The 20456-nt window shown below is 60.6% G+C and carries 10 protein-coding genes and 1 other RNA gene; 1 reads left to right on the top strand and 10 read right to left on the bottom strand.

All coding sequences use genetic code 11. The features are described 5' to 3' along the window. Positions 1 to 335: 335 nt before the first annotated feature. From ONB52_18000 to ONB52_17970, 7 genes are all read right to left on the bottom strand, one after another. Complete coding sequence (locus ONB52_18000) at positions 336 to 5192, bottom strand: tetratricopeptide repeat protein (GenBank protein MDZ7418027.1); 4857 nt, start codon at positions 5190 to 5192, stop codon at positions 336 to 338. A 348-nt stretch (positions 5193 to 5540) separates the two neighbouring features. Further along, complete coding sequence (locus ONB52_17995; GenBank protein MDZ7418026.1) at positions 5541 to 7649, bottom strand: adenylate/guanylate cyclase domain-containing protein; 2109 nt, start codon at positions 7647 to 7649, stop codon at positions 5541 to 5543. A 5-nt stretch (positions 7650 to 7654) separates the two neighbouring features. Then, positions 7655 to 10318 carry a hypothetical protein gene (locus ONB52_17990; GenBank protein MDZ7418025.1) on the bottom strand — a complete coding sequence of 888 codons (2664 nt, stop codon included), beginning with the start codon at positions 10316 to 10318 and terminating at the stop codon, positions 7655 to 7657. Positions 10319 to 10374: 56 nt separating this feature from the next. After that, positions 10375 to 11052 carry a FecR family protein gene (locus ONB52_17985; GenBank protein ID MDZ7418024.1) on the bottom strand — a complete coding sequence of 226 codons (678 nt, stop codon included), beginning with the start codon at positions 11050 to 11052 and terminating at the stop codon, positions 10375 to 10377. Between the two features lie 23 nt (positions 11053 to 11075). Further along, on the bottom strand, positions 11076 to 12209 hold the full coding sequence (locus tag ONB52_17980; GenBank protein ID MDZ7418023.1) for a hypothetical protein: 1134 nt from the start codon (positions 12207 to 12209) through the stop codon (positions 11076 to 11078). A gap of 919 nt (positions 12210 to 13128) precedes the next feature. After that, entirely contained in the window at positions 13129 to 14595 is a 1467-nt protein-coding gene (locus ONB52_17975) for an OmpA family protein (protein MDZ7418022.1), read from the bottom strand. 475 nt (positions 14596 to 15070) lie between these two features. Beyond that, entirely contained in the window at positions 15071 to 16519 is a 1449-nt protein-coding gene (locus tag ONB52_17970; GenBank protein MDZ7418021.1) for an ATP-dependent DNA helicase, read from the bottom strand. 308 nt (positions 16520 to 16827) lie between these two features. Between ONB52_17970 and ssrA the strand changes: the two genes are divergently transcribed. Next, positions 16828 to 17188, top strand: a transfer-messenger RNA (tmRNA) gene (gene ssrA, locus ONB52_17965). 30 nt (positions 17189 to 17218) lie between these two features. Here the strand turns inward: ssrA and ONB52_17960 are convergent. The 3 genes from ONB52_17960 to ONB52_17950 form a co-directional block, all read right to left on the bottom strand. After that, positions 17219 to 18358 carry an NAD(P)/FAD-dependent oxidoreductase gene (locus ONB52_17960; GenBank protein MDZ7418020.1) on the bottom strand — a complete coding sequence of 380 codons (1140 nt, stop codon included), beginning with the start codon at positions 18356 to 18358 and terminating at the stop codon, positions 17219 to 17221. A 361-nt stretch (positions 18359 to 18719) separates the two neighbouring features. Continuing rightward, on the bottom strand, positions 18720 to 19232 hold the full coding sequence (locus ONB52_17955; protein MDZ7418019.1) for a hypothetical protein: 513 nt from the start codon (positions 19230 to 19232) through the stop codon (positions 18720 to 18722). Positions 19233 to 19522: 290 nt separating this feature from the next. Beyond that, positions 19523 to 20089: a DNA-3-methyladenine glycosylase I gene (locus ONB52_17950; protein MDZ7418018.1), complete on the bottom strand. Its 567-nt coding sequence runs from the start codon at positions 20087 to 20089 to the stop codon at positions 19523 to 19525. Positions 20090 to 20456: the final 367 nt, after the last annotated feature.

The following is a 20456-nucleotide window of genomic DNA, read 5'->3' as shown; positions in this document are numbered from 1 at the left end:
GGTGGCGGCCTCGAATGATCGGGGTCTGTTGTGTGGTGAGATGGACGAGCCGGACAGCGCTTGCGTCGTGTTCACCACGGTCTGAATTCCACTTTCACAAGGGCGTCCTGGCAGCAGTGGCGTCGCCGCCCTTGCAGCCGCAGGTTTGCGGCAAGTCGTGGGGGTAACAGGCACGACAAAATCAGTGCCAGTGCCCGGCGGCCGATGGCGTCACGTAATGCTGAAGTTAAACCGGCGGTAAAAATGGCTGGATGTTTCACGGTGAGACTGCATCACGAGGCTGCTTCCGGAGATGGCAGGAGTTACGCAATAACAGAATTGTAAACCCGCATGCTTCAGCGCGCACCCAGCAACACAAACGGCGCCCAGCGGGAGGGCTGGCTGGCGGCCCCCGTCCGCATGCGGCGCTTGGCATCGCGCAGGGCCGCCGCCTTGCTCATGCCGCGATTCAAATTGGCATAGAACTGCGCGAGCAACTCTGCGGCAGAGCGCTCTTCCATGCGCCACAGGCTCAGGAGCAAAGATCGTGTGCCGGCATAAAAGAAAGCGCTGGCCAGAGCGCTCAAGTCCTGGCCGCTGCTCGTGCTTTGCACTCTGGTGGTGCTGGCGCTCAACACCGCAAGGTCGGCTTGGAGATTCATGTTGTAGAGCTCGGCCACCCGCACAAAGCCATCGCTCAGCAGGAAAGCCGATTGCAGCGGTTCCTCGGGCTCGAGGTAGCCGAAGGTTGCCAAATGCAGAAAGCGATGGCCCGCGGCATGGCGCTGCCACTGTTCACGGGTGGCCTCGGCGTTCAGCCGGGCTTGCACGTTTTTGCTGTGCGCGCTGATCATCTTGATCTCCTGCGCGGAATAGGGCAGGGCCGGCGCACGGGCTGCCGGGACAACCGCCTGGCCCGCCGGCGCAAGATTATCGAGATAACTCACAGGCACGCGTGCAATATTGTTGTTGCTGGCCCCGGCAAAAGGCGCGAACGCCAGCAGTTCCCCGGCGTAACTGACCGGGCCGCCTTTGCTGACGTTGTGCAACAACCCTGCACTGGGAGAATAGCTCAGCGGGTAACGGTCGAGTAGAAAGGCAGCCGTTGACCGGGCCGTGCCGCTGGCGGCGGGCGCCTGCGTCACGAGCACCTCGAACGGCAGATAGTGGAGAATGCCGTCGGGCACAATGATCAACGCCGCCAGTTCCCGGTTCTGATTGGCCGCTGCAATGCGTGTCTCCAGCGGCTGAATGAGAATCTGGTAAAGTTGATACGCCAGCGCCTGATCGAAAGCGGAGGCGGCGCCGCCCTGCAGGGAGGCGATGAGCTGCTCCACCCTGGCGCTCAGTTTGCCGCGGTCAATCCGGAGGAGAAAGGGATAGAACTTCTTCCGGCCGATGACGAAGCTGTAGAGGGCGCGCTCGCCGAGAAAAAACTCCAGCAACACTTCATCGTCCTGCAAAATCTCGTTCTGCACCTGTTGCAGACGCAGCGGCACGGGAAATTTCAGGCCGGCATATTCCGGATGCGACAATTTCAACTGCTGCACCAGCAGCTTCCACTGGGTGTTGGTTTCTTTTCGCTGGCCGATCAGGAGACGCTGGCGCAGGCTGCCCATGCCGTTTTGCCACTCGGCGCACAAACGGGCGGCGCGCTGCAGCAGACTTCTTTCCGCTTCGCGCAACTCCGGCTCCAGGCCGGGTGCAATGTCCCCGGGCGTGGCAAACAACGCTTCCTGCAGGGGTCGCGCCTTGCCGCGTTCGAGATAGGCGAAGGCATTCTCATAATCTTCCTGTTCAAAAAACAGCGCCACCATGCGGCGATAAACATTCACCTCGCTTTCCGGCCCGGGGGTTTCCGCGAGGGCCAGGGCCGGCAGCGGCGGACTGGTTTCCAACACCTCGACGGCTTGTTTGTACCAGTCCAGCGCCTGCGTTTTCTGCCCCTGCAGCTCGTGCAGGTAACCGATCTGGCCCAGAACCTGGTGCTCCAGATGTGCATCGCCCAAAGTCCGGCTCGAGGTGAGGGCGGTGCGAAAGGCGCGCATGGCGCGGGGATAATCGCCGGCGCTGCGATACACCATGCCCAACTGTTGCTGCACCTGTGCGGCGCGGCCGGGTTCCGCGGCGCGTTGACAAAGCTCGAGTGCGTGCTGCAGGCTGTTCACCGCCGGGGCATCATCGCCGGCCTGGTAATGCATCGCCGCCGCCTGCTGCCACACTTCGGCCTCGGCAAGGGGATCATTCCTTTCCTGATGAATCTCCGCCGCCGTTTGGAAATAGGCACCGGCTTGTTGATAGCGACCCAGCGCCGCCTGCAACTCGCCCAGGCGGCTGAGCGTGCGGGCGGCCGCCGGCGCCTGGCCCGCCTGCTGTTGCAACCGCAGCGCTTCCTGCAGCGTGGTCTCAGCCTGCGGGCGCTGATTGAGCGCCAAATAAACCATGCCGAGATTGCTCAACACAGTGGCCTTCAGGCTCTCATCGTTCAGTTCGGCCATGCGGCGCAAGGCAGTTTGAAAGTGAGCCAGCGCCTCCGGCAATTTGTGCGCGCGCCGTGCAATCTCACCGATTTCATTCAGCGCCCGAATCTCGCCGGCACGGCTGCCGGCCTGGCGGTGCAGGGCGATGTTTTTCTCGTAGTATTCTTTGGCTTCCTGATACGTACTGAAACGGGCCTGCCAGAGGCTCCACTCTTCGCTCGCGCCGGTCTGTCCGGTTTTGTCACCCAAATCCTGATAGGCTTTCTGCAATTCCTCCTTGTAGAAGTCCGCTTGTATTTGGTTGCCGAGTTGGGTGTAAATCTCCACCAGGTCACTGAACACGGTGATCAGGTCGCTCAACTCACCGCTTTCGCCGAGCAGTTTGAGCGCCTCCTGATAGCGCGTCAACGCGGCGGCATAATCGCGCATGGCAAGATAGACGCTGCCGATATGCTTGAGGGCCAGCCCTTCCTGAAACTGGTCGCCGGCCCGGCGCCGGTTGTCGAGCACATGGTTGAAATACTTCAGCGCGTTTTGATAATCCTGCGTGGCGGCATACAACCCGCCGATGCGCAGGAGCACGGTGCACTCGCCGGCCTGGTCGCCCATGCTTTGATACAGTCGCAGGGCGCTGCGATAGTATTCCAGCGCCTTGCGGTTCTGCCCCTGGCGGCCGTGGCTCTCGCCCAGGCTCACGATCGTGCGCGCTTCCGTGGCTTTGTCGCCGAGCTCACCGGCCAGGGTCATGGCCTCCTGCAACCGTTTCATACCCTCGCTGGCGTTGCCGGCCAGACCATGCGTCTCGCCCAGCAGCATCAACGTCCGGGCAACTCCGGCCTGATCTCCCATCTCCTGTGCAATTTGCAATGCCGCGAGATGCTGCGCCAGCGCTTCCTCATGGTTGCGGCCGGCGCGTGCCATTTCACCCAGCAGGTTGCGTGTCACGACCTGCAGCGGCCGTGCGCCGATTTGCTGCGCGAGCGCCAGCGCCTCCTGATGCCTGGCGCGCGCCGTCTGATAATCACCGCCGCGACGGCAGGTGATGCCGAGCTGATTGAGGGTTTTGATGATCCGCATGGTGTCGGCCGCGGCACGGTGCACTTTGAGCACATACTCAAATTGTTTGAGCGCGCCGACCCAATCCCCCGCCTGGCGGTCAATCTCACCCAGCAGCGCCGGGACCGCGGGATCACTGGCGGGCAGGGCCTTCAGCAGCGTGAGCGCCTCGAAATCATGCTTTCGCGCACGGTTGAAGTCCCCGGCACTGCGGCAGGTTTCCGCCATTTGATGCAGCACGGTGGCCTGCCCGAGTGAATCTTCGCCGGCCCGGCAAATCTCCAGCGCCCGCTGAAAATGGCCGAGCGCCTTCTCATAATAACCGTTGCTGGCAAACACGGTCCCCGCATTTTGTGAAACCACCTTCACCTGCCGGACATCGCCGCCCTCGAGGGTGGCCGTCAACGCTTCGCGGAAACGTGCCAAAGCCTGCTTGTATTGTGACAGGTGACAGTGCAACTCGCCCAGACGGTTGAGGGTGCGGCCTTCGCCGGCGCGATCGTGAATCTTTTTGCGCAGACTGATGGCGGTTTCGAAGGCGGTCAACGCCTGCCGAAAATCCCGGCGGTCGCTGTAAAGCTCGCCCAGCCGGTGCCAGAGATCGGCCTGGCCGGCCAGATCATGGGTTTTGCGCTTGAGGGTGAGTGCGGTTTCGTAGGAGAGCAGGGCGTCTTTAAAATTGCCGCGGCTGCGGTAAAAATCGCCGAGATGCATGAAGGTCGTGCCTTTGCCGTTGTCATCGCCGGCGGCCATCATGGCATTGAGCGCATCATGAAAATAGGACAGGGCGGTGGCGTCATGGCCGCTGAGCTGATGCACCTCCCCGAGTTGATTCAACACGCGGCCCATGGCGGGTTGATCATGCGCCTCCTCCAGCGCTGCCAGCGCCTTCAAATAGTATTCTTCGGCGCGGCGAAAATCACGGCCGGCCTGATAGACGCGGCCGAGATTTTTGAGAATCCAGCCTTCGCTGGATTTGTCGGAGCCGGCACGCGCGAGCCGGAGCGCCTCTTCGAAGGCGGAAAGCGCCTTGCGATAATCGCCCAAATCCAGATAAATTTGCCCGAAGTTGTTCCACACACTGGCATGCAGCGAATCATTGCCCGCCTGTTTGACGATGGCCTGGGCCTGCAGCAAATAGCGGAACGCCTGTTCGGGGTTGCCGGCCTCGCGATAAAGCGCAGCCATGCGGTTGAGCATGGCCACTTCGCCGCTGTTGTCGCGGGCGGCACGCAGCAGCGCCAGCACATCCTGCAAGTGGGCCAGCGCAAGTTTGGCGTCGCCCATGCTTTCATAAACCTCGGCGAGCAACAACAGCGTCTCGCGCTCCGCCTCGGTGTTTTTCTGCAGGCGAGAGAGATAAAGGCCGCTTTCCAGGGCATCGCGTGCCTTCTCGGGGTCATTGTCCTTGTAAGCCTTCGCGCCTTGATTGTAGAGGTAGCTCGCCAGCACACCGGCGTGAAAGGGAAAACGTTTCACCAACCGCTCGGCCTGTGCCTGGTTGCCGCTGCGCACCGCCGCCATGAAGCCGTCCATGAATTCCTGTCCGGAGAGCTGTTGCTGTTGGCCCGAATCCGGTGCGGCAGTTTCCGGGATTTGCTGCCCAAACAGCACGGCAACGGTGGCCAGCAGCACCAGGGCGGTGCGCGTGGCGGCCGGGCGAGTCCCATGGTTCATACAGCGGATCCTCGCGCAGGTTTGTTGGCTCATGCGATCGCTTTCTCACTGAAGTGGGGAAAAGACCGCTTGTTTTGCGGTGAAACAGTGCCCTGCCCTGTCGCGGCTCCGGCACGGGCACCAGCCATGCCGGCAGTGGACGGGTGTGCAGAGTAAAGCCTGCGGCCGCCGGGCGAGGGCGGCACGCCCGGGGAGGGCACAGTTGCATTTGTTCGGCTTAGCGGATGCCCCAGCTTTCCTTGCTCTGCCGCGCGCAGAAGGGCAGACGACAAACGCAGTCACCGTTCGCGCTGTGCGGAAGTGGTTCGAATCAATTGCAAGATTCAAGCCAGGCTATGCCGCCGGTGTTCATTTGGATTTGAAGTCATAAACCCCGTCCCAATCCGGCGGCGGCGGCGATTCGATGAAATTGAAGCAGCGCGTGACGTACACCCGCGACGGTCCGTCGGAGGGGAAATAGCGGAGCACGCGCTTGAACTGCTGCAGCGCACCCACCCAGTCACCCTGCCGGTAAAGCGCCAGCCCCTGGGAATACACCTGAATGATCAAATCCTCCTCGATCGCAGGCAGCGGCTCCATGCTGCGCAGCTCGTAGATTTTCACCGGCCGCTTCTTGCCTTTCACGCGCACGAGATCGAGCTCACGCGCGCGCGCGCGGTTTTTCACCTGCGCATAAGTGGATTCGGAAATGATGATCGAGGTCCAATACTCCTTGTTGGCGCCCTCCAGCCGCGCACCGAGATTGACCTCGTCGCCAATCACGGTGTAATCGAACAACTGTTGCGAGCCGAGATTGCCCACGATCATGGGGCCGGTGTTGATGCCGATGCCGATCTGGAAATAATCCTGCGCATTGGCCGACCAGCGCTTCTGCAGTTCGCGCAGGCGGTCGATCATGGCGACGGCGGTTTCGCAGGCCTTTTCGGCATGATTGGGATAGGCATAGGGCGCGCCATACACTGCCATGATTTCGTCGCCCACGTACTTGTCGAGCGTGCCCTGCTGCTGCTTGATGATCTCCGTCATCTCGGTGAGATATTCGTTGAGGCGTAGCACCACAGTTTCCGGCGTGTGCTTCTCGCAATAGGTGGTGAAGCCGCGAATATCGCTGAACAGCACCGTCAACTCGCGTTTCTCGCCGCCGAATTTCGGCATCGCGCCGCTGGCCAGAATGTTGTTGACAATACTTTCGGAGACGTACTGCTGAAACACCCGTTTGGTGCGCCAGCGCTCGCGGCGCTCGGTGATGATGAGCTGCGCATTGTTGCCGACATAGCTCAGCACGATGGCCAGGCTGGGCGCCACCACCGGCAGCCAGACGAGCAACTGCACGAAGCACAGCAGGGCGGCGACCAGCACCGCCAAGAGAGCCAGACCGACCCACAGCATGCCGGTGAGTGTCCGGCTGCTGAGCACCAGCGTCATGGTGCCGAAGCCGGCCGCCAGCAGCACCAGCCATTCCACCCAAAACGGCGTGCGCCGCACCGCGTCACCCAGCAACAGCGTGGCCAGGGCATTGGCATGCACCTCCACCCCCGGCAGCTTGTGTTTGGACTCCCCGCTGCCGTAAAACGGCGTGAACTTGACATCCTGCAATTCCTCGGCGGAGGCGCCGACGAAAACCACCTTGTTCGCAAAGACGCGGTTGGGCAGATAAACGGTTTCGAAATAGTTGCTGTCCAGCTCGGCTTCGGCGAGCTGAAAGTCGCGATCATCCAGCACGCTGGCAAACGAGTAGGTGGGAAAAGTGCGCGCCGGGCCGCGAAAATTGATCAGGAAACTGTTGTCGTCGAAGCGGGGCAGCGGCGGCAGGCCGTTGCTGGCGGCGGCCGCCTCCCGCCCATTGGCGCGCAGGCGGCGATAGGCCAGCATCGCCAGCGGCAAATGCTGGCGGCCCTCCCACTCTTCGTACAGCAAATAACGGCGTACGAAACCATCGACATCTTCATCGATGTTCACGATGCCCCACGGGCTGCCGCTCTGCAGCAGCGCTTTGATCGGTTTGATCAGATAGGTGGTGCGCGTGCCGCCGGAGGCCAGCTCGAACGTCTTCTTGCCGGCAAACACCACACGCCGCGAACGCGCGGCGGCGGCGGCGAGCGCCAGGTCTTCCGCGGGATTGGTGGCGGTCGGCTCGGAAAAAATGATGTCGAACAGGATCAACCGGGCGCCGGCGCGCACGAGATTGTCAATCAACCTGGCGTAGTATGTCCGTGGAAACGGCCAGCGATGGGGCAAATCGAAAAAGGACTGGTCGTCGATGTCGACGATGACCACGCCAAGCGAGTCCACGCGCTGCGCACCGCGCAGGGCAAAACGAAGGTCGTAGGATTTGAGCTCGAGATTCTCAAAAACGGTGGTGAAACTCAGCACGAAGGCCAGCAGGATGGAAAAGAAACTGATCGCACTGCCCAACAGCCATTTGTTGGCCAGCGCCTGCGACAGATTCACGGCCATTCGCCTCAAAAGCGAAATTCATAGTGCGCCCGCACCACGCTGTTGGTGAAGGACGAGCGCGGGATGAAACCCGTCGCCGTTTGCAGGCCCCCCTTGTCGCTGTATTTGATCAAAGCCAAATCCACCACCACCTCATGGCGCCGCCACAGCACCAGCGAGCCGCCGAGCTGCAGGCCGGTCTGCGTGTACTTGATGAGATTCACCGTCGGCGCGCCGGCAAGGCCGTTCCGGCCGGAAGCGCTCACCCGGCGCAGCGCCGCGAACGTGCGGAGCTGTCGCCGCGGGAATTCATAATCCGCACGCCCGCTGAACATGGTGAAATTGAACTGGTTTTGCCGTCCCCCGACACTGTTGTCATTGAATGCCAGACTGAAAGTCGTCGTCAGGGGTGAGTGATACTTCGTCCGGACCGTGATGGAGGTCAAATCGGAAGTGACGTCGCCGCCGTTGAAGCCCACCACCCGCTGACTGGCCCAGCGGTCGATGCGGTCGGAGTTGGTCAGACTGAGCGACACGGTGTGATTATAGCGAAACGCCTGCAAATTGTGGCTGAGGGTCAGCGAAAAGTCGCGTGTGCGATTGCTCTGCCGCAAGTCGGTGGTGTCGGGTGTCCCGCCGGTCAGGTTCGCGATCGCAAGGGTGTCGATGCCATTGTCGCGGTTGTAATGCCGCAGATTGAAGCTCAGCGTCGGCAGCCTGGGATTCCAGTTGAGCAGGAACCCGAATTGCACCGCATGCAGAGCGGTTTGCGGCTTGCCGTCGAAATTGTCGTAATGATCGGTGAACCGCTCCAGGCCGAAACTGAGATTGAGACGGTTGCGCAGCAGCCGCACGCGATCATACAGGCTGAAGCCGCGGATGTCACTGCGCAAATAGGTATGGCCGAAGGAATTGTACTCCGAGCCGATTTGCTTGAGCGTGAACGTGAAATACTGGCTGAAATAATTGAGGCGCAACCCGAGCTGGTAGGCCAGCGCGGTTTTGCCGCGGGGATCGAGCGGGGTCGTGCTCTCGTTGAGAATCAGCCAGTCTTTGAACGCCGCGGGATCAAAAGGCAGCTTGATGTCGCCGTCGGAATAGATGCTGTCGAGGTAGGCTTGCGAGATGATGGGCAGGCGCGTGTCCTTGGTGACAAACGACTGCGCCACCGCCGCCTTGACTTCGATGCGCCGCCGGCTGAACGCCATCAGCACATCGGCGCCGATCACCACATTGTCGCGCGGTGCGACGGTTGCCGGCGCGGCGCTGATGGAAGCCGTGTCGTCACGCGCCTTCATCAACGTCAGGCCCAATTGCAAGGAACGGCTGCCGAAGCTCGGCCGGATCGCGGTCAGCGTCTGCTGATAAGTGCCAGCCAGCACGCCCGGCACGGGAGTGACGGCACGCATGGTCTGCCCGCTGACGTATTCCACATTGATGATCCCGGTGTGCAGGCCGGCTTGCACCCCGCGCACGCGCCGGCCATAGAGCACCAGATCGTTGAAATACGGCGTGGCATCGCCGAGCGTCACCTCCAGCCAGCCCGTTCCCGCGCTCAGCGAAAAACGGTTGCGCGGTTGCACGCTGCGGCTCTCCAGCGAGGTGAGAAAGGCGGAGGCTTCGAAATGTAACGGTCCATGACTGCCGTTGAGATTGCCGCCCACAACATTGTTGTTGAGCGTGACGCCGCTGAATTCCTCATGGCGCAACTCCGCGAAGGTGAGGCCGCTCACCAGTCGCGGGTCGGCGTCCTGCGCGGATTCCGCCGCCTGCAGTCTGCCGGTCACCTGAAATTGCCAGCTCACCGGGCCAATGCGCCGGCCGGCACCGTCTTTGGCAACGATGCTCACACGATGTGTGCCGGGTTTCAGACGGCCGGCCTCGAAGGAGACCAGCAGCGCCGAGATGGTGGCGCGGCGGGTGACCTCCCTCCCGTTCCACTTCACCCGTACCGAGCTGGAATCGATGTGGGCAGCGGGGGCAAAGGAGGCAAGAATCAAAACGCTTTCTTCGGCCGAAATCTTGCTGAACGGCTCCGGGCTCAAAGGAAGAATGGGGTTCTCCAGGCTCAGCTCTGCCGCCGGGGCGGAAGCCGCATCCCCGTCGTTTGCCGCGCGCAGGGCCTCCATTTGCCGCAATTTCTCATGAAGCTGCGGCGAGATGCGTTCGGGTGTTGCCGCGCTGTCCGGTTTTGCCGCACGCTTGCCCGCGCCCGCGCGTGTCGGCGTGGCGGGTTGCAGCGGTTCCGGCTGTGCCCCGCTCTCCGACGGGCTGCCCGCCTCGTTCACGATGATCTCGAACGGCTGGCCATAGGGATTGCGGCTGGGGAAGCTCATCACGCTTTGATCGCTCAACAACGCGATGAGAAAATACTGCACGGCGGGCGGCTGCACGGCGCGCGCTGGAATCTCGCCAACATAACCGGCAACCCCCGGCCGCATATCGGCGAAACGAAAATTGCTCTCCCCCGGCCGCCGGTAATAGACGCGCACATAAATAAGCGACCGCCCGGGCGCATTGATTTGCGCCTCGATGCGCACACTGCGGCCCGCGGGGGCCGAGGTCACCGGCATATGATCAATCTCCGGCTCCCGGCGGGTCGGTGCTGCACCGCCCTCATTCGCCCATGCCCAGCCCGCACCCACGCACAGCGCCAGGGAAATCGCCAGCCCTCGGAGATGAAAATTCATATCGCCTCACAAGCTTGATGATGGGGTCCGATTGCCGCTCACCCGCCTGCCCGGATCTACTCGTAAGTCACTCTCAGCCTTTTCTTCTGCCCGCTGGCATCCTCGAATTCGATTTCGAAGCTGCCACCGCTGCCCTCGTCATTGCCCCAGGAGGGAATCTCCTCCGGCAGGGAAGGTCGCGCGGCCGGCGCCTGATTCTTCAACGCCGTGCCGGTATAGCCGGCCTGCACCAGCACTTTGCCCAGCGCGTTCGCCAGCTCGACGGCGCCCTCCAGGCAGATCACCGACATCCTGCCGCTTTCATCCAGCATGCAATAAAAGATGGTGCCCTTGACCGCCGCCACGCCCGAGGGCGTTTGAATGCGAAACGGTGTGGTGCTTTTCGTTACTCTGGCCCAAAGCTGTCCGAACTCCAGCCCGATTGTTTTGATCACGCTGTTGTGCTCCCGCGCGCCTTTGATCGCCACCCTGGAGTTGGAGCGGACTTTGAGAATGGATTTGTCATCGGTGAAAACCAGCGCGGCCAGCGATTCTTCGCCGGTGCGCAGCAGGTTGCCGCTGTGCAGCCGCATGCCCTGCCGCGCGCTTTCCGCCGGCTGGCTCTGCGCACGCTGGACGTCGACTTTGCCCCTGGCCTTCAGCACCACCGCGACCTCCGCGGCGGACTGGGCGATCGCCACGCCGATACTGCACACCAGCAGCACCAAGGCGCCAAAAACTGCGGAACATTTCATGGTTGCATCCGTGAGTCGGGTCATTATTCCACTGTATAACTGCCCAGATGCCGGGCATTGGCGCGCAATTGCGCGATCAGCTCGTTCAAGTCGATGCGTCTGCCATTCAGGGTGACGGTGCCATTGGGCAGATACCCCTCCAGCGGACCGCCGGTTTCGAACAACTGGTTGATGTCCTGCAGTCCCAGGCTTTGCAGCAAGGACAGCAGTTGCTGCAGCAGCAGTTCATTCTCACTGCCGCCGACCGCATTGACGCGAAAACACCAAATCGGACTGGGCAGTTCGAGTTCGCCGGTTTGCGTCGGTACCAGCGCATGGACCTGCCAGTAATAGGTGCGACCCTCCTGCAACGGCAAACCCTCGGAGGGATATTGAAAAGCGGGGGAGCCGAAGAAATCAACATTGCGCTGCAGCCGCCGGCGCAACCGCGGCGGATTCTGCATGACATCCTGCGGCCCGGAGTTGGTGGGCAGCAGCTCGCACACCGTCAGCAAAAAGGTCTCCGCCTCCGAGTCCCACTTGAACTGCGGCAGGTTGGTGAAGACCGCCGGACATTCCTGCCCGCCCGCGGTCATCCCCGGCGACACCAAATCCAGCGAGGGCAAATTGGAAACAAACAGTTCCTTTTCTTCGCTGTAAATTTCCACCATGCCCTCCTTACCGGCCTGCTCGGAGACCTTGACATTCAGAAAGTAGCGGCCATTCGGCAACCGGCCGCTGCGCAGCACGTTGTCGATGATATTGTCCACGGCGCTGGGATCATACTCATAGCGCGCAATGGTCACATCCCCGTTTTCGCCATTGCTGCGGAAATCACGGTAGGTGAAGTTCCGTACGCGGCCGGCCGGCATGTCAAAAGGATTCGTGTGCGAACGTACGATCGGGTTGGGGTTGCCCTCCTTGCGAAACGTCAACGCGATCATGGCGCGGCTGTCGACTTCACTTGCGTTGGTGATCGTCAAGCGAAACAGCTCCGCCGCACTGCCGCCGCCGGCAATGTCGAAATCAGAAAGAAAGAAGACCGGACTCTCCACCACCATCAGCGGTTCGACCATCAGCGTCTGCGCGTGCGCGAAAGGCCAGGCCAGCCCGCCTGCCAACAGTCCCACCGTCAGCGCCACCGAACGCACAAAGCCAGCACAAAGCGATTTTGACATGTATGCTTCTCCTGATTTGAAATGACAGGCCCTCCTGTCAACTCTCACCTCGCGACACCACCGGCTTGCCTGCCGCGGCATTTGCTGAGCAGGGATTTACCCGCTGTGGTGCGAGGCTGCGTAAGCCTGCACCCTGTTCCTGGAGTCGTGGTTTATACCTGAATTTTGCACCCAAATTGCCCCCTCCGCGAGAAACGTCGATTTGCTTGCAGCGCCCAACCACCCCGCTCGGAACGCTCTGTTTACAGCCCAATAGTGACTCAACCATCGGAGTCAGGATCAAACGCAAGCCATCCGCCCACGAAAGCAGAAATCCCGCGGAAAAAGCCATTTCGTGGGAGAGAAGCCGTGACGCCTTCGGCAAACGGGCGAATTTCGCAGTCCGGGCCGCTCCACATTCGAAAAAAGTCTTGCTTGACTTCGAACGGCATAACTGGCGGAGCTTGGTGAACACGCCGTTTATTCCAGGGAACAGCAAACCCGCATGCAAAATGCAGGTTATATCTGAATTTTGCACCCCGGCCTTCCCTTCGCTCGAAACCGGCAATTCGGCGCGGCGTCATTCTGCAGGCATGAAAAGGTTCGCCGGAAAGTCCCCGCGCGATTGCACGGCACTCCGAAGACACGACAGATGTTTTTCATTTGAATTGACGCAGGCGGGAGGCGGCGCATCCGACAGCTCATGCCTGGTGTAAAATTTTTTGTGCGCCACCCCGGGGGAATAATGATGTGATCCAATCAGTGTCCACCGCGGCCATGAACGACACCAGGGCAAAATCCGGGCTGTACCTGCCACGGGCGGTATTCGACAACGGGTGGGCCCCCAAAAGAAAGGGTGATCGTTCACGATCACCCTTTGACCATCACAGATTTCCGGCTCCCGTTGCAGGCAACGGTCGCTTGGGCGGCGGCCGCCGGCTCATTGCGGCAGGGTCAACACCACTTCAATGCGGCGATTGCGGGCACGGCCCTCTTCGGAGTCATTGCTGGCAATGGGGAAATTCTCGCCGAAGCCGACCGCCTGAATGCGATTGGCCGGCAGATTCATGTTGGCCACGAGATACTGCTGCACCGACAGCGCGCGCTCGGTCGAGATGCGCTGGTTGTTGGCATCATCACCGCGCGAATCGGTGTGCCCCTCGACTGAAATGAAGCAATCCGGCAGCTCGCGAATGGCGCGCTGCAACTTGGTGAGCAGGGGGAAATATTCCGGCATGATGATCGCCTTGCCGGAGGGAAAGACGAGACCGATCAGACGGATGCGCAGGCGGTCGTTTTCGCGCGTCACCACCGCCTCCTCGGGCGTAAACATGGTTTCCACCGCTTTAATGCGCTCTTCGCGGCGCTGCAGCTCCTGCTGCCGGCGCTTTTCTTTTTCAAGCTGCGATTCCAGGCCGGCCTGCGCCTCGCGAATGGTGTTGAGCTCTTTGCTGAGTTCCGCCAGGCGGCTTTCGAGTTTGCCCACTTCCTCACTCAGACTGCGGCGGTCATCACGCAGCGATTTCACCGCCTCGCGAATATCGTTCACCGGCTTGTCCAGGCCCTGTTCGAACTGCGGCTCAAAATCGAGCGCGGCGGCGATGCTGGCGATCTTCTGCTCCAAGGAGAGCAGAAATTTCTCCCATTGCGTCTCGTCAACTTTGACGCGCTGGATCTGTTCGGCGAGATGCCGGGCGTGGCGCACTTCATATTCCGCCGCCTCCGCCTTCTCGCGTGCCGAGCCGGCGGCATAGCGGTTGGTATTGAGAATCTTCTCCGCCTCCGCCAACAGTGCTTCCGCCTTGCGGTATGTCTCCGGCGCGAGGCGGTCCATCCTGGCCGTGCGCGCCTGCACGAGCTGGCTGCGCACACTGCCGATCACACTGTTTTTGATTGCATGCAATTCCGCTTCGCGAAAGAGCTGCTCGGCTTCCTCGCCCTTCTTTTGCGCGGCGTTGACATCACCCCCCTCCAGCCGGCGGGTGGCCTCGCCAAACACCTTGTCGGCCAGCGTGAACTTCTCCGCGGCGTTTTGTTCGGCCGCGGCTTTCAGGGCATCATCCCGCGCGCGCAGCACTTTTTCGAGCGCCACCTTGCCGAGATTGGCGGTTTTCACCGCCGCGTCCAAATCCACACTGATTTCACCGAGCTTGCGGTTGATGTCTGCCAGCGCGCGGCCGCGGCGGAAATCTTCCCGCGCTTCATTGTACTTCTTCAGCGCCCGGCCAAACGCCTCGGGCGCAAGAATGTCGGCCTGCACCGATTTGGCCTGGCCAAATCTCTCCTGCGTTTTGCCAAAGATCTGCTGAAAGACCTTCTCGTCCTGCGCCTGCCGTGCCTGCGTGGTGGACAGCAGACCCGGGACAATCAGCATGAGCGCCAGCCACAGCAACATGAATCGCGGCATAAAACCCTCCAATGGTTGCTACAGAGTCTTCCGTGCCCAAAACCAAGCTGCCTGTCCAATTTAAAGCAATACCCTGACGCGCGCGCATTATAACCAGATTTTGCTGAAAAGGCAAGCCTGCCGGTTGCTCGCACCTGCATGCCGCGCTGTTGCCGCCGGCACGGTCGCCGGAACGCCATTTCGAGTTACGGTTACTCTTTGCGAGGTCCCTGCACGCGGGAAGGCGGGTCACCTTTATCCCGGCAGGCAAAAACCTTCCGCGAAAGTGGAGCTCGCAAGAAAATCCCGGCAAACGATTTCGCGGCAGTGCAATTTTCCTGGGAGAAAACAGGGGAAGGCAGGCGGTGGCCTGGTGAAGCGCTCTTGCGCAACGTCTGCGGCCGGGGGCTGCCATTCGTCATCCCCGCCAATCAACATGAAGTCTCTCACATTTCGTGCCGCCACGACGGACACGGATCAGGCGGCACAGCCGGTCTCAGGCCGTCGCTGCCAGGCACCAGTCGCAGGCACCGCAGGTGTCCGCATGCTTCAGGCCGAAATACTCATGAATGAACGCCTTGCGGCAACCCTGATGTTTGACATATTGCACCAGCGCGTAAAGCCGCCGCTGCTCGCGCTTCAATTTCTGATCCAGCCAGGCTTGATCCGCAAGCTCCTCTGGCAGTTCGCCGATGACTGCCAGGTCTTTGTTCGCCAGACTGCCGGTGATGACGCCATAACGTTCGAGCATGCCGAGCGCGGTTTCCAGGCGGTAATCATGCCGGTTTTTGAAATGCAATTTTTCCTTGAGTCCTTCCGGGCCGCAGGCATTGACCTGTTCGGCATCTTCGAGCAGCAGGCGGTAAAGCCGGTCGTAGAAAGCGGCATCGGGATTGTTCCAGTTGAGAAAGTCCATTTGAATGAGCAAATCCTGCTCGTCATAAAGCAGCAGGCAATCGGAGCGTTGGCCGTCGCGGCCGGCGCGACCGATTTCCTGATAGTAGGCTTCGAGCGACCCAGGCACCTCGGCATGAACCACGAAGCGGATGTTGTCCTTGTCGATCCCCATGCCAAAAGCATTGGTGGCGAGCACGAGTTGATTTTCGCCCTGCATGAATTTGTTCTGCACGCGCCTGCGCTCAGCGCTGTCCAGGTCGCCGTGGTATTGCAAAGCGGTCAGCCCCCGCGACTGCAGGCGTCCGCCGAATTCCTGCAGGGTTTTGATGAGGGCAAAATAGCAGATGCCGTTGCCCGGCAGTCGCCGTGACATCGCCAGCAGGTGCTCCAGCTTTTCCTCCTGCCCCCACACCTGTCGCACTGCAAGATGGAGATTGGGGCGCGCAATGCCTTCATGAAAGAGCTTGATCTGGTCGCGCGACAACCCAAGCTGGCTGATGATGTCCTGCTGCACTTCCGGCGTGGCAGTCGCGGTCAACGCCAGGGTGGGGGGATTGCCAAGCAGGCGACGAATCTCGCCAACGCGGGAATAGTCGGGCCGGAAATCGTGGCCCCACTGGCTGATGCAATGGGCCTCGTCCACGGCCAGCAGCGAAACCCGCCGCGTGCGAATCACGTCGAGAAACTCCGGTTTGCGAAAGCGTTCGGGCGTAACGTAGAGCAGACAATAGGCGCCGGCGGCGATCGCGGCGTGGCGAGCTTCACGTTCGCTGCGACTCAACGAGGAGTTGAGGCAGGCGGCGGCGATGCCTTTGGCGACCAGGGCATCGACTTGATCCTTCATCAGCGCGATCAGCGGCGACAGCACGAGGACAAAGCCGCCCGGCATCAGGGCGGGAATCTGGTAGCACAGTGATTTGCCCATGCCGGTGGGCATGATGACCAGGGCGTGGCCGCCGGCCAGGACGTGGCGAATAATGGTCTCCTGCTGGCCACGAAACGCAGCATGGCCAAAGTATTTGTGCAAAATCTCGTGTATGCCGGGCATCAAAAATTTCCGGTTGGGGTCATGTCTACTGGTACATCCAGCACGATGAAAATGCAGCGCAGACGTCTGCCTGCAGACTGGAAGCCCCATGCGGCCAACTTTTTTCGAAGCGATAAAAATCCAAAAGCCAAAACCTGCCGGCAGGCGCAGCCGCAGGGGTTTCGCAAAGAACAACCGTTCCGCCTCGGTTGGACCGTGGCTTTATCCTGCGATCCGGCAGATGCCTTCTGCAGGAAATTTCCGAAGAATTTCGGCTTGCTTCGGGTGAAACGGTTTCGTATTTTGGCGCGTTCAATAAAACGGCAAATGGGGACGACATGGCTTCGACGGGGGTCGAGGAAGCGGGAACAGCATGTCGAGGTTGTCTGGAGCCTCGTTAAATATCCGGGCATCAAAATTAAACGCAGACAACTATGCGTATGCTGTTGCTGCCTAATTTCAACTAGGTGGCACGCTCATCAGCCTCGCGCCACTCGGGGATGAATGAGCGTCACAACAGTGGCTGGCCCGCGGTTGTGTCTGGGTATCGCGGGCGAGAATCCACAGGCTGGCATGCGATGACCTTTGTCTGCTGCGGTCAGGCATGCGAGATTGAGCAACAGACTAAGCATGTAGAAGTTTCCGTTGACTGGCCTTCGGACGCGGGTTCGATTCCCGCCGTCTCCACCAAAGTCGCGGGCCGTTGATGCGCTGCCGGCATCAGCGGCCCTTTTCTTTTGCGGCTGTCCACCTGTGTTTCAGCGTGACGTAACGGTGCAGCACCCGCGCAAACAGCGGCAGCAGGGCGTGAAAGCGCGGTGCATAAAACAAACGCGCGATCAGGCGGTTGCGCCGCAGCAGCCGGCCGAGCGGATGCCGGAGAATACGGCGGCGGTAGTCTGCCAGTGAAAAATCACGCGCTTCGAAAGCATGCACAATGGCCTCCGCCGCCACCTGGCCGTAAGCCAGCGCTGCGGAGATGCCTTCACCCAGCCACGGTTCGATGCCCGCCGCCTCGCCTGCGAGCAGCACACGCGGCCGGCTGAATTGATCCGCCGGATGAAACCAGCGCTCGGGATGTCCCATCAGCGGTGTCGTCGGCGTAAAGCCGCGCGCTTCCAGATGGCGCGCGAGCAAATCCGGCAGATGCGCGCGCCCGCTGTTTTGCCCGTCGTAAACCCGGCTGTCGAACAGTCCCACATTGAGATGCGGCATGCCGTTCACCCAGCACGGAAAATCCCACACATATCCCTGCAAGCCCTGACGCATCGGGCGGAAATCGATGACCACGGTCTGGCTCTCGAATTCCCCCGCGGCTGCGCCGGCCGCCGGCACCAGCACTTCCAGCAAGCGTGACACCCGCGAGGGCGAGGCCCGAAAAAACTGCCGCCGCACCAGACTCCTGGCGCCATCCGCGCCCACCACCAGGCCGGCGTGATAATCACCGCGGGTGGTGGAGATGATGATGCCATCGGCCTTTTCGTGCAGTGCGAGCACCGCCGTGTTCTCCAGCAGCCGCACCCCTTTGCGGCGCAGACACTCCGCCAACGCGGCATCAAACTCGTTGCGGCGAATGGTGCGCATCAATCCGGGAATTTCGAAGAGCAGCGGCTCATCGTTGAGATAGAACCGCACGCGCTCGACGCAAAAATCTGGTGCCGGCGCGGTCAAATCAAGATCACGCAACAGTTGGTCAACCCAGGGCGTGAGGCCGCCACCGCAAAGTTTGTGACGGGGATGTTTGTCTTTCTCGAGAAGCAGGATATGATCCCGCATCGCTGGCCGCAGTTTGAGGAGCGCCGCAGCGGTCGCAATCCCCGCCGGGCCGGCACCGATGATGCAAATGTCAACTCGTTCCATCGCTGTATGGTATTACCCGGGAAAAACTATCATGCCTGCGAAGTTTTTTTGAACTGCAAAGACGTGGGGAACGCAAAGAGAAAAAGATAAATCTGATGCCAAACTTCGCGTCCTTGGCGGCTTCGCGGTTGACAAATTGGCTGCGGCGGCAGGCCGCGCCAGGAATGGCAATCCTTCACCGACCACTTCGGCGCGGCGCAGTGCTTGTGGACAAGGCTGTGCGTCTGCCCGGTTCGCCTGCGCAGCCCGGCCTCTCTGCCTGTCTTACAGCCGGATTACCCTGGTGGAGAGGGCGGGCGACGTTCCGCGTGCCGTTGCGCGTCATCATGCCGCTCTGCTTGCAAGGTGGAGGGTTGATTCGTCATGATCGGCAAGGCAAAGGTGGCAATGAAACCGCCGAGCATGGCTTTTGCGATGACACGACGAAATTGCCGGGCTGCCACAAGTCCGCGGCCTGTTGCAGACTGCCGGTCGGAAGCCCGGCAGAAAAACGACTCTGATAAAGTTTTCTTGTGCAGCATAAACGGCGAGGCTGCCGGCAGTGATGATGGAACCGGCAGTGGCCGGCCAGCTTTGCAATATGCTGCCAGGAGCCGGGCGGCGCGGCCACGATGCTGCTGGTGATGAAGGCATGGATGCCGTATGGCGCCGGGACATTCGCGATCAGGTTGCGGCGCGGAGTGAAATGCTGCAGGGAATTTCGCCATTGCGCGTGCAGCCGCGCAATCATCGCATCGCCATCGCGTTGGTTCATGGGGAGATGTAAGAGATTTTGGAGGGATTTTGCAAGCAGTTTCTGGACTGGGCTGTGATTCAAATTGCGGGCTGAGGCCTGAGCTGGCTCGCAGTTCCCCGGAGGAAATGGCGTGTTCACAAAATTCCGTCCGGAGGGAACCGTTTGCAGACCGGGGGAAGCTTGCGCGTCTTTAGGCTCCGTGAGGAGTGGCCTGTAGAATTTCTGCTGATCTGGCGCGGTTTTTTGAAGAGGACCAAACAGGTCACCCCTGACGGAGTTGACCGCAAGTTTGCCTGCAAAATTTTTTATGCATCACCCTCTGGATCGTTCGGCGTCGCGATCAAATCGGCGTTATTCGCGGAAGGGATCAATCCGGGTGCTAAATTCAGATGGAATTATTCCGACAGTTCCCCCCCCGCACGAAGCTGTCACACCTCGTGGTAGCGAAAACAAGTTGTCACATGATCATTCACCATGCCCACTGTCTGCATGAAAGCATAACAAATCGTCGCACCCACGAATGAAAAACCGCGGCGTTTCAGGTCTTTGCTCATGGTCTCGGATTCCGGCGTGCGGCTGGGCAGCTCCTTCAGTTCCCGCCAACGGTTCTTTTTCGGCTTGCCGCCCACGAATTGCCAAATGTAGCGGTCGAAGCTGCCGAATTCCTTCTGCACGAGCAGAAAGGCCTGGGCATTGGCCACCGCCGCATGAATCTTCAGGCGGTTGCGCACAATGCCGGGATTCCGCAGCAGCGCGGCGATTTCCCGGGGGCCGAACCGGGCCACGCGCGCCGGATCGAAATTCGCGAAGGCCTTGCGGTAGTTCTCGCGCTTGCGCAGAACCGTGAGCCAGTTCAAGCCCGCCTGCGCACCTTCGAGAATCAACATCTCGAACAGCCGCCGATCGTCATGCACGGGCACGCCCCATTCTTGATCATGATAGGCGACATAAAGCGGGTCATCGCCACACCAGGGACAGCGCCGTTTGTTTTGCACGTTGATCATCCTCGAGCTTTTTGGGTTCGGTGGTATTGTCCTGGCAAAACTATCACAATCGCAAAGATTTTTTGAACCGCCAAGCGCGCCAAGCGCGCCAAAAAAGCAAAGAGAGTGGCATGGCTGGCTTCACGCGTCGGGGTTGGCCTGCCAACAGTGTTCTGCTTAAAAACTGCGCGAGTGCGGTTTGCGAGTGGATGGCGAAGTATCGCCACCGATTCTATATCACGGCCGGCAGATTGAAGCCGGCTACCGCATTGACAGACTCCTCGAAGATTGTATCAAAAACTGCCACCAATACACGAGGCCCAACTACTGCCCTGTTACGTTAATTTTTGTAGCCCCGCCTCTTTGGGGACGCTGCTGA

This window comes from candidate division KSB1 bacterium (genome assembly GCA_034506255.1).
Lineage (GTDB): Bacteria > Zhuqueibacterota > Zhuqueibacteria > Zhuqueibacterales > Zhuqueibacteraceae > Coneutiohabitans > Coneutiohabitans thermophilus.
The sequence above is the reverse complement of the archived record's forward strand: the minus strand, read 5'-3'. Positions and strand labels throughout refer to the sequence as shown.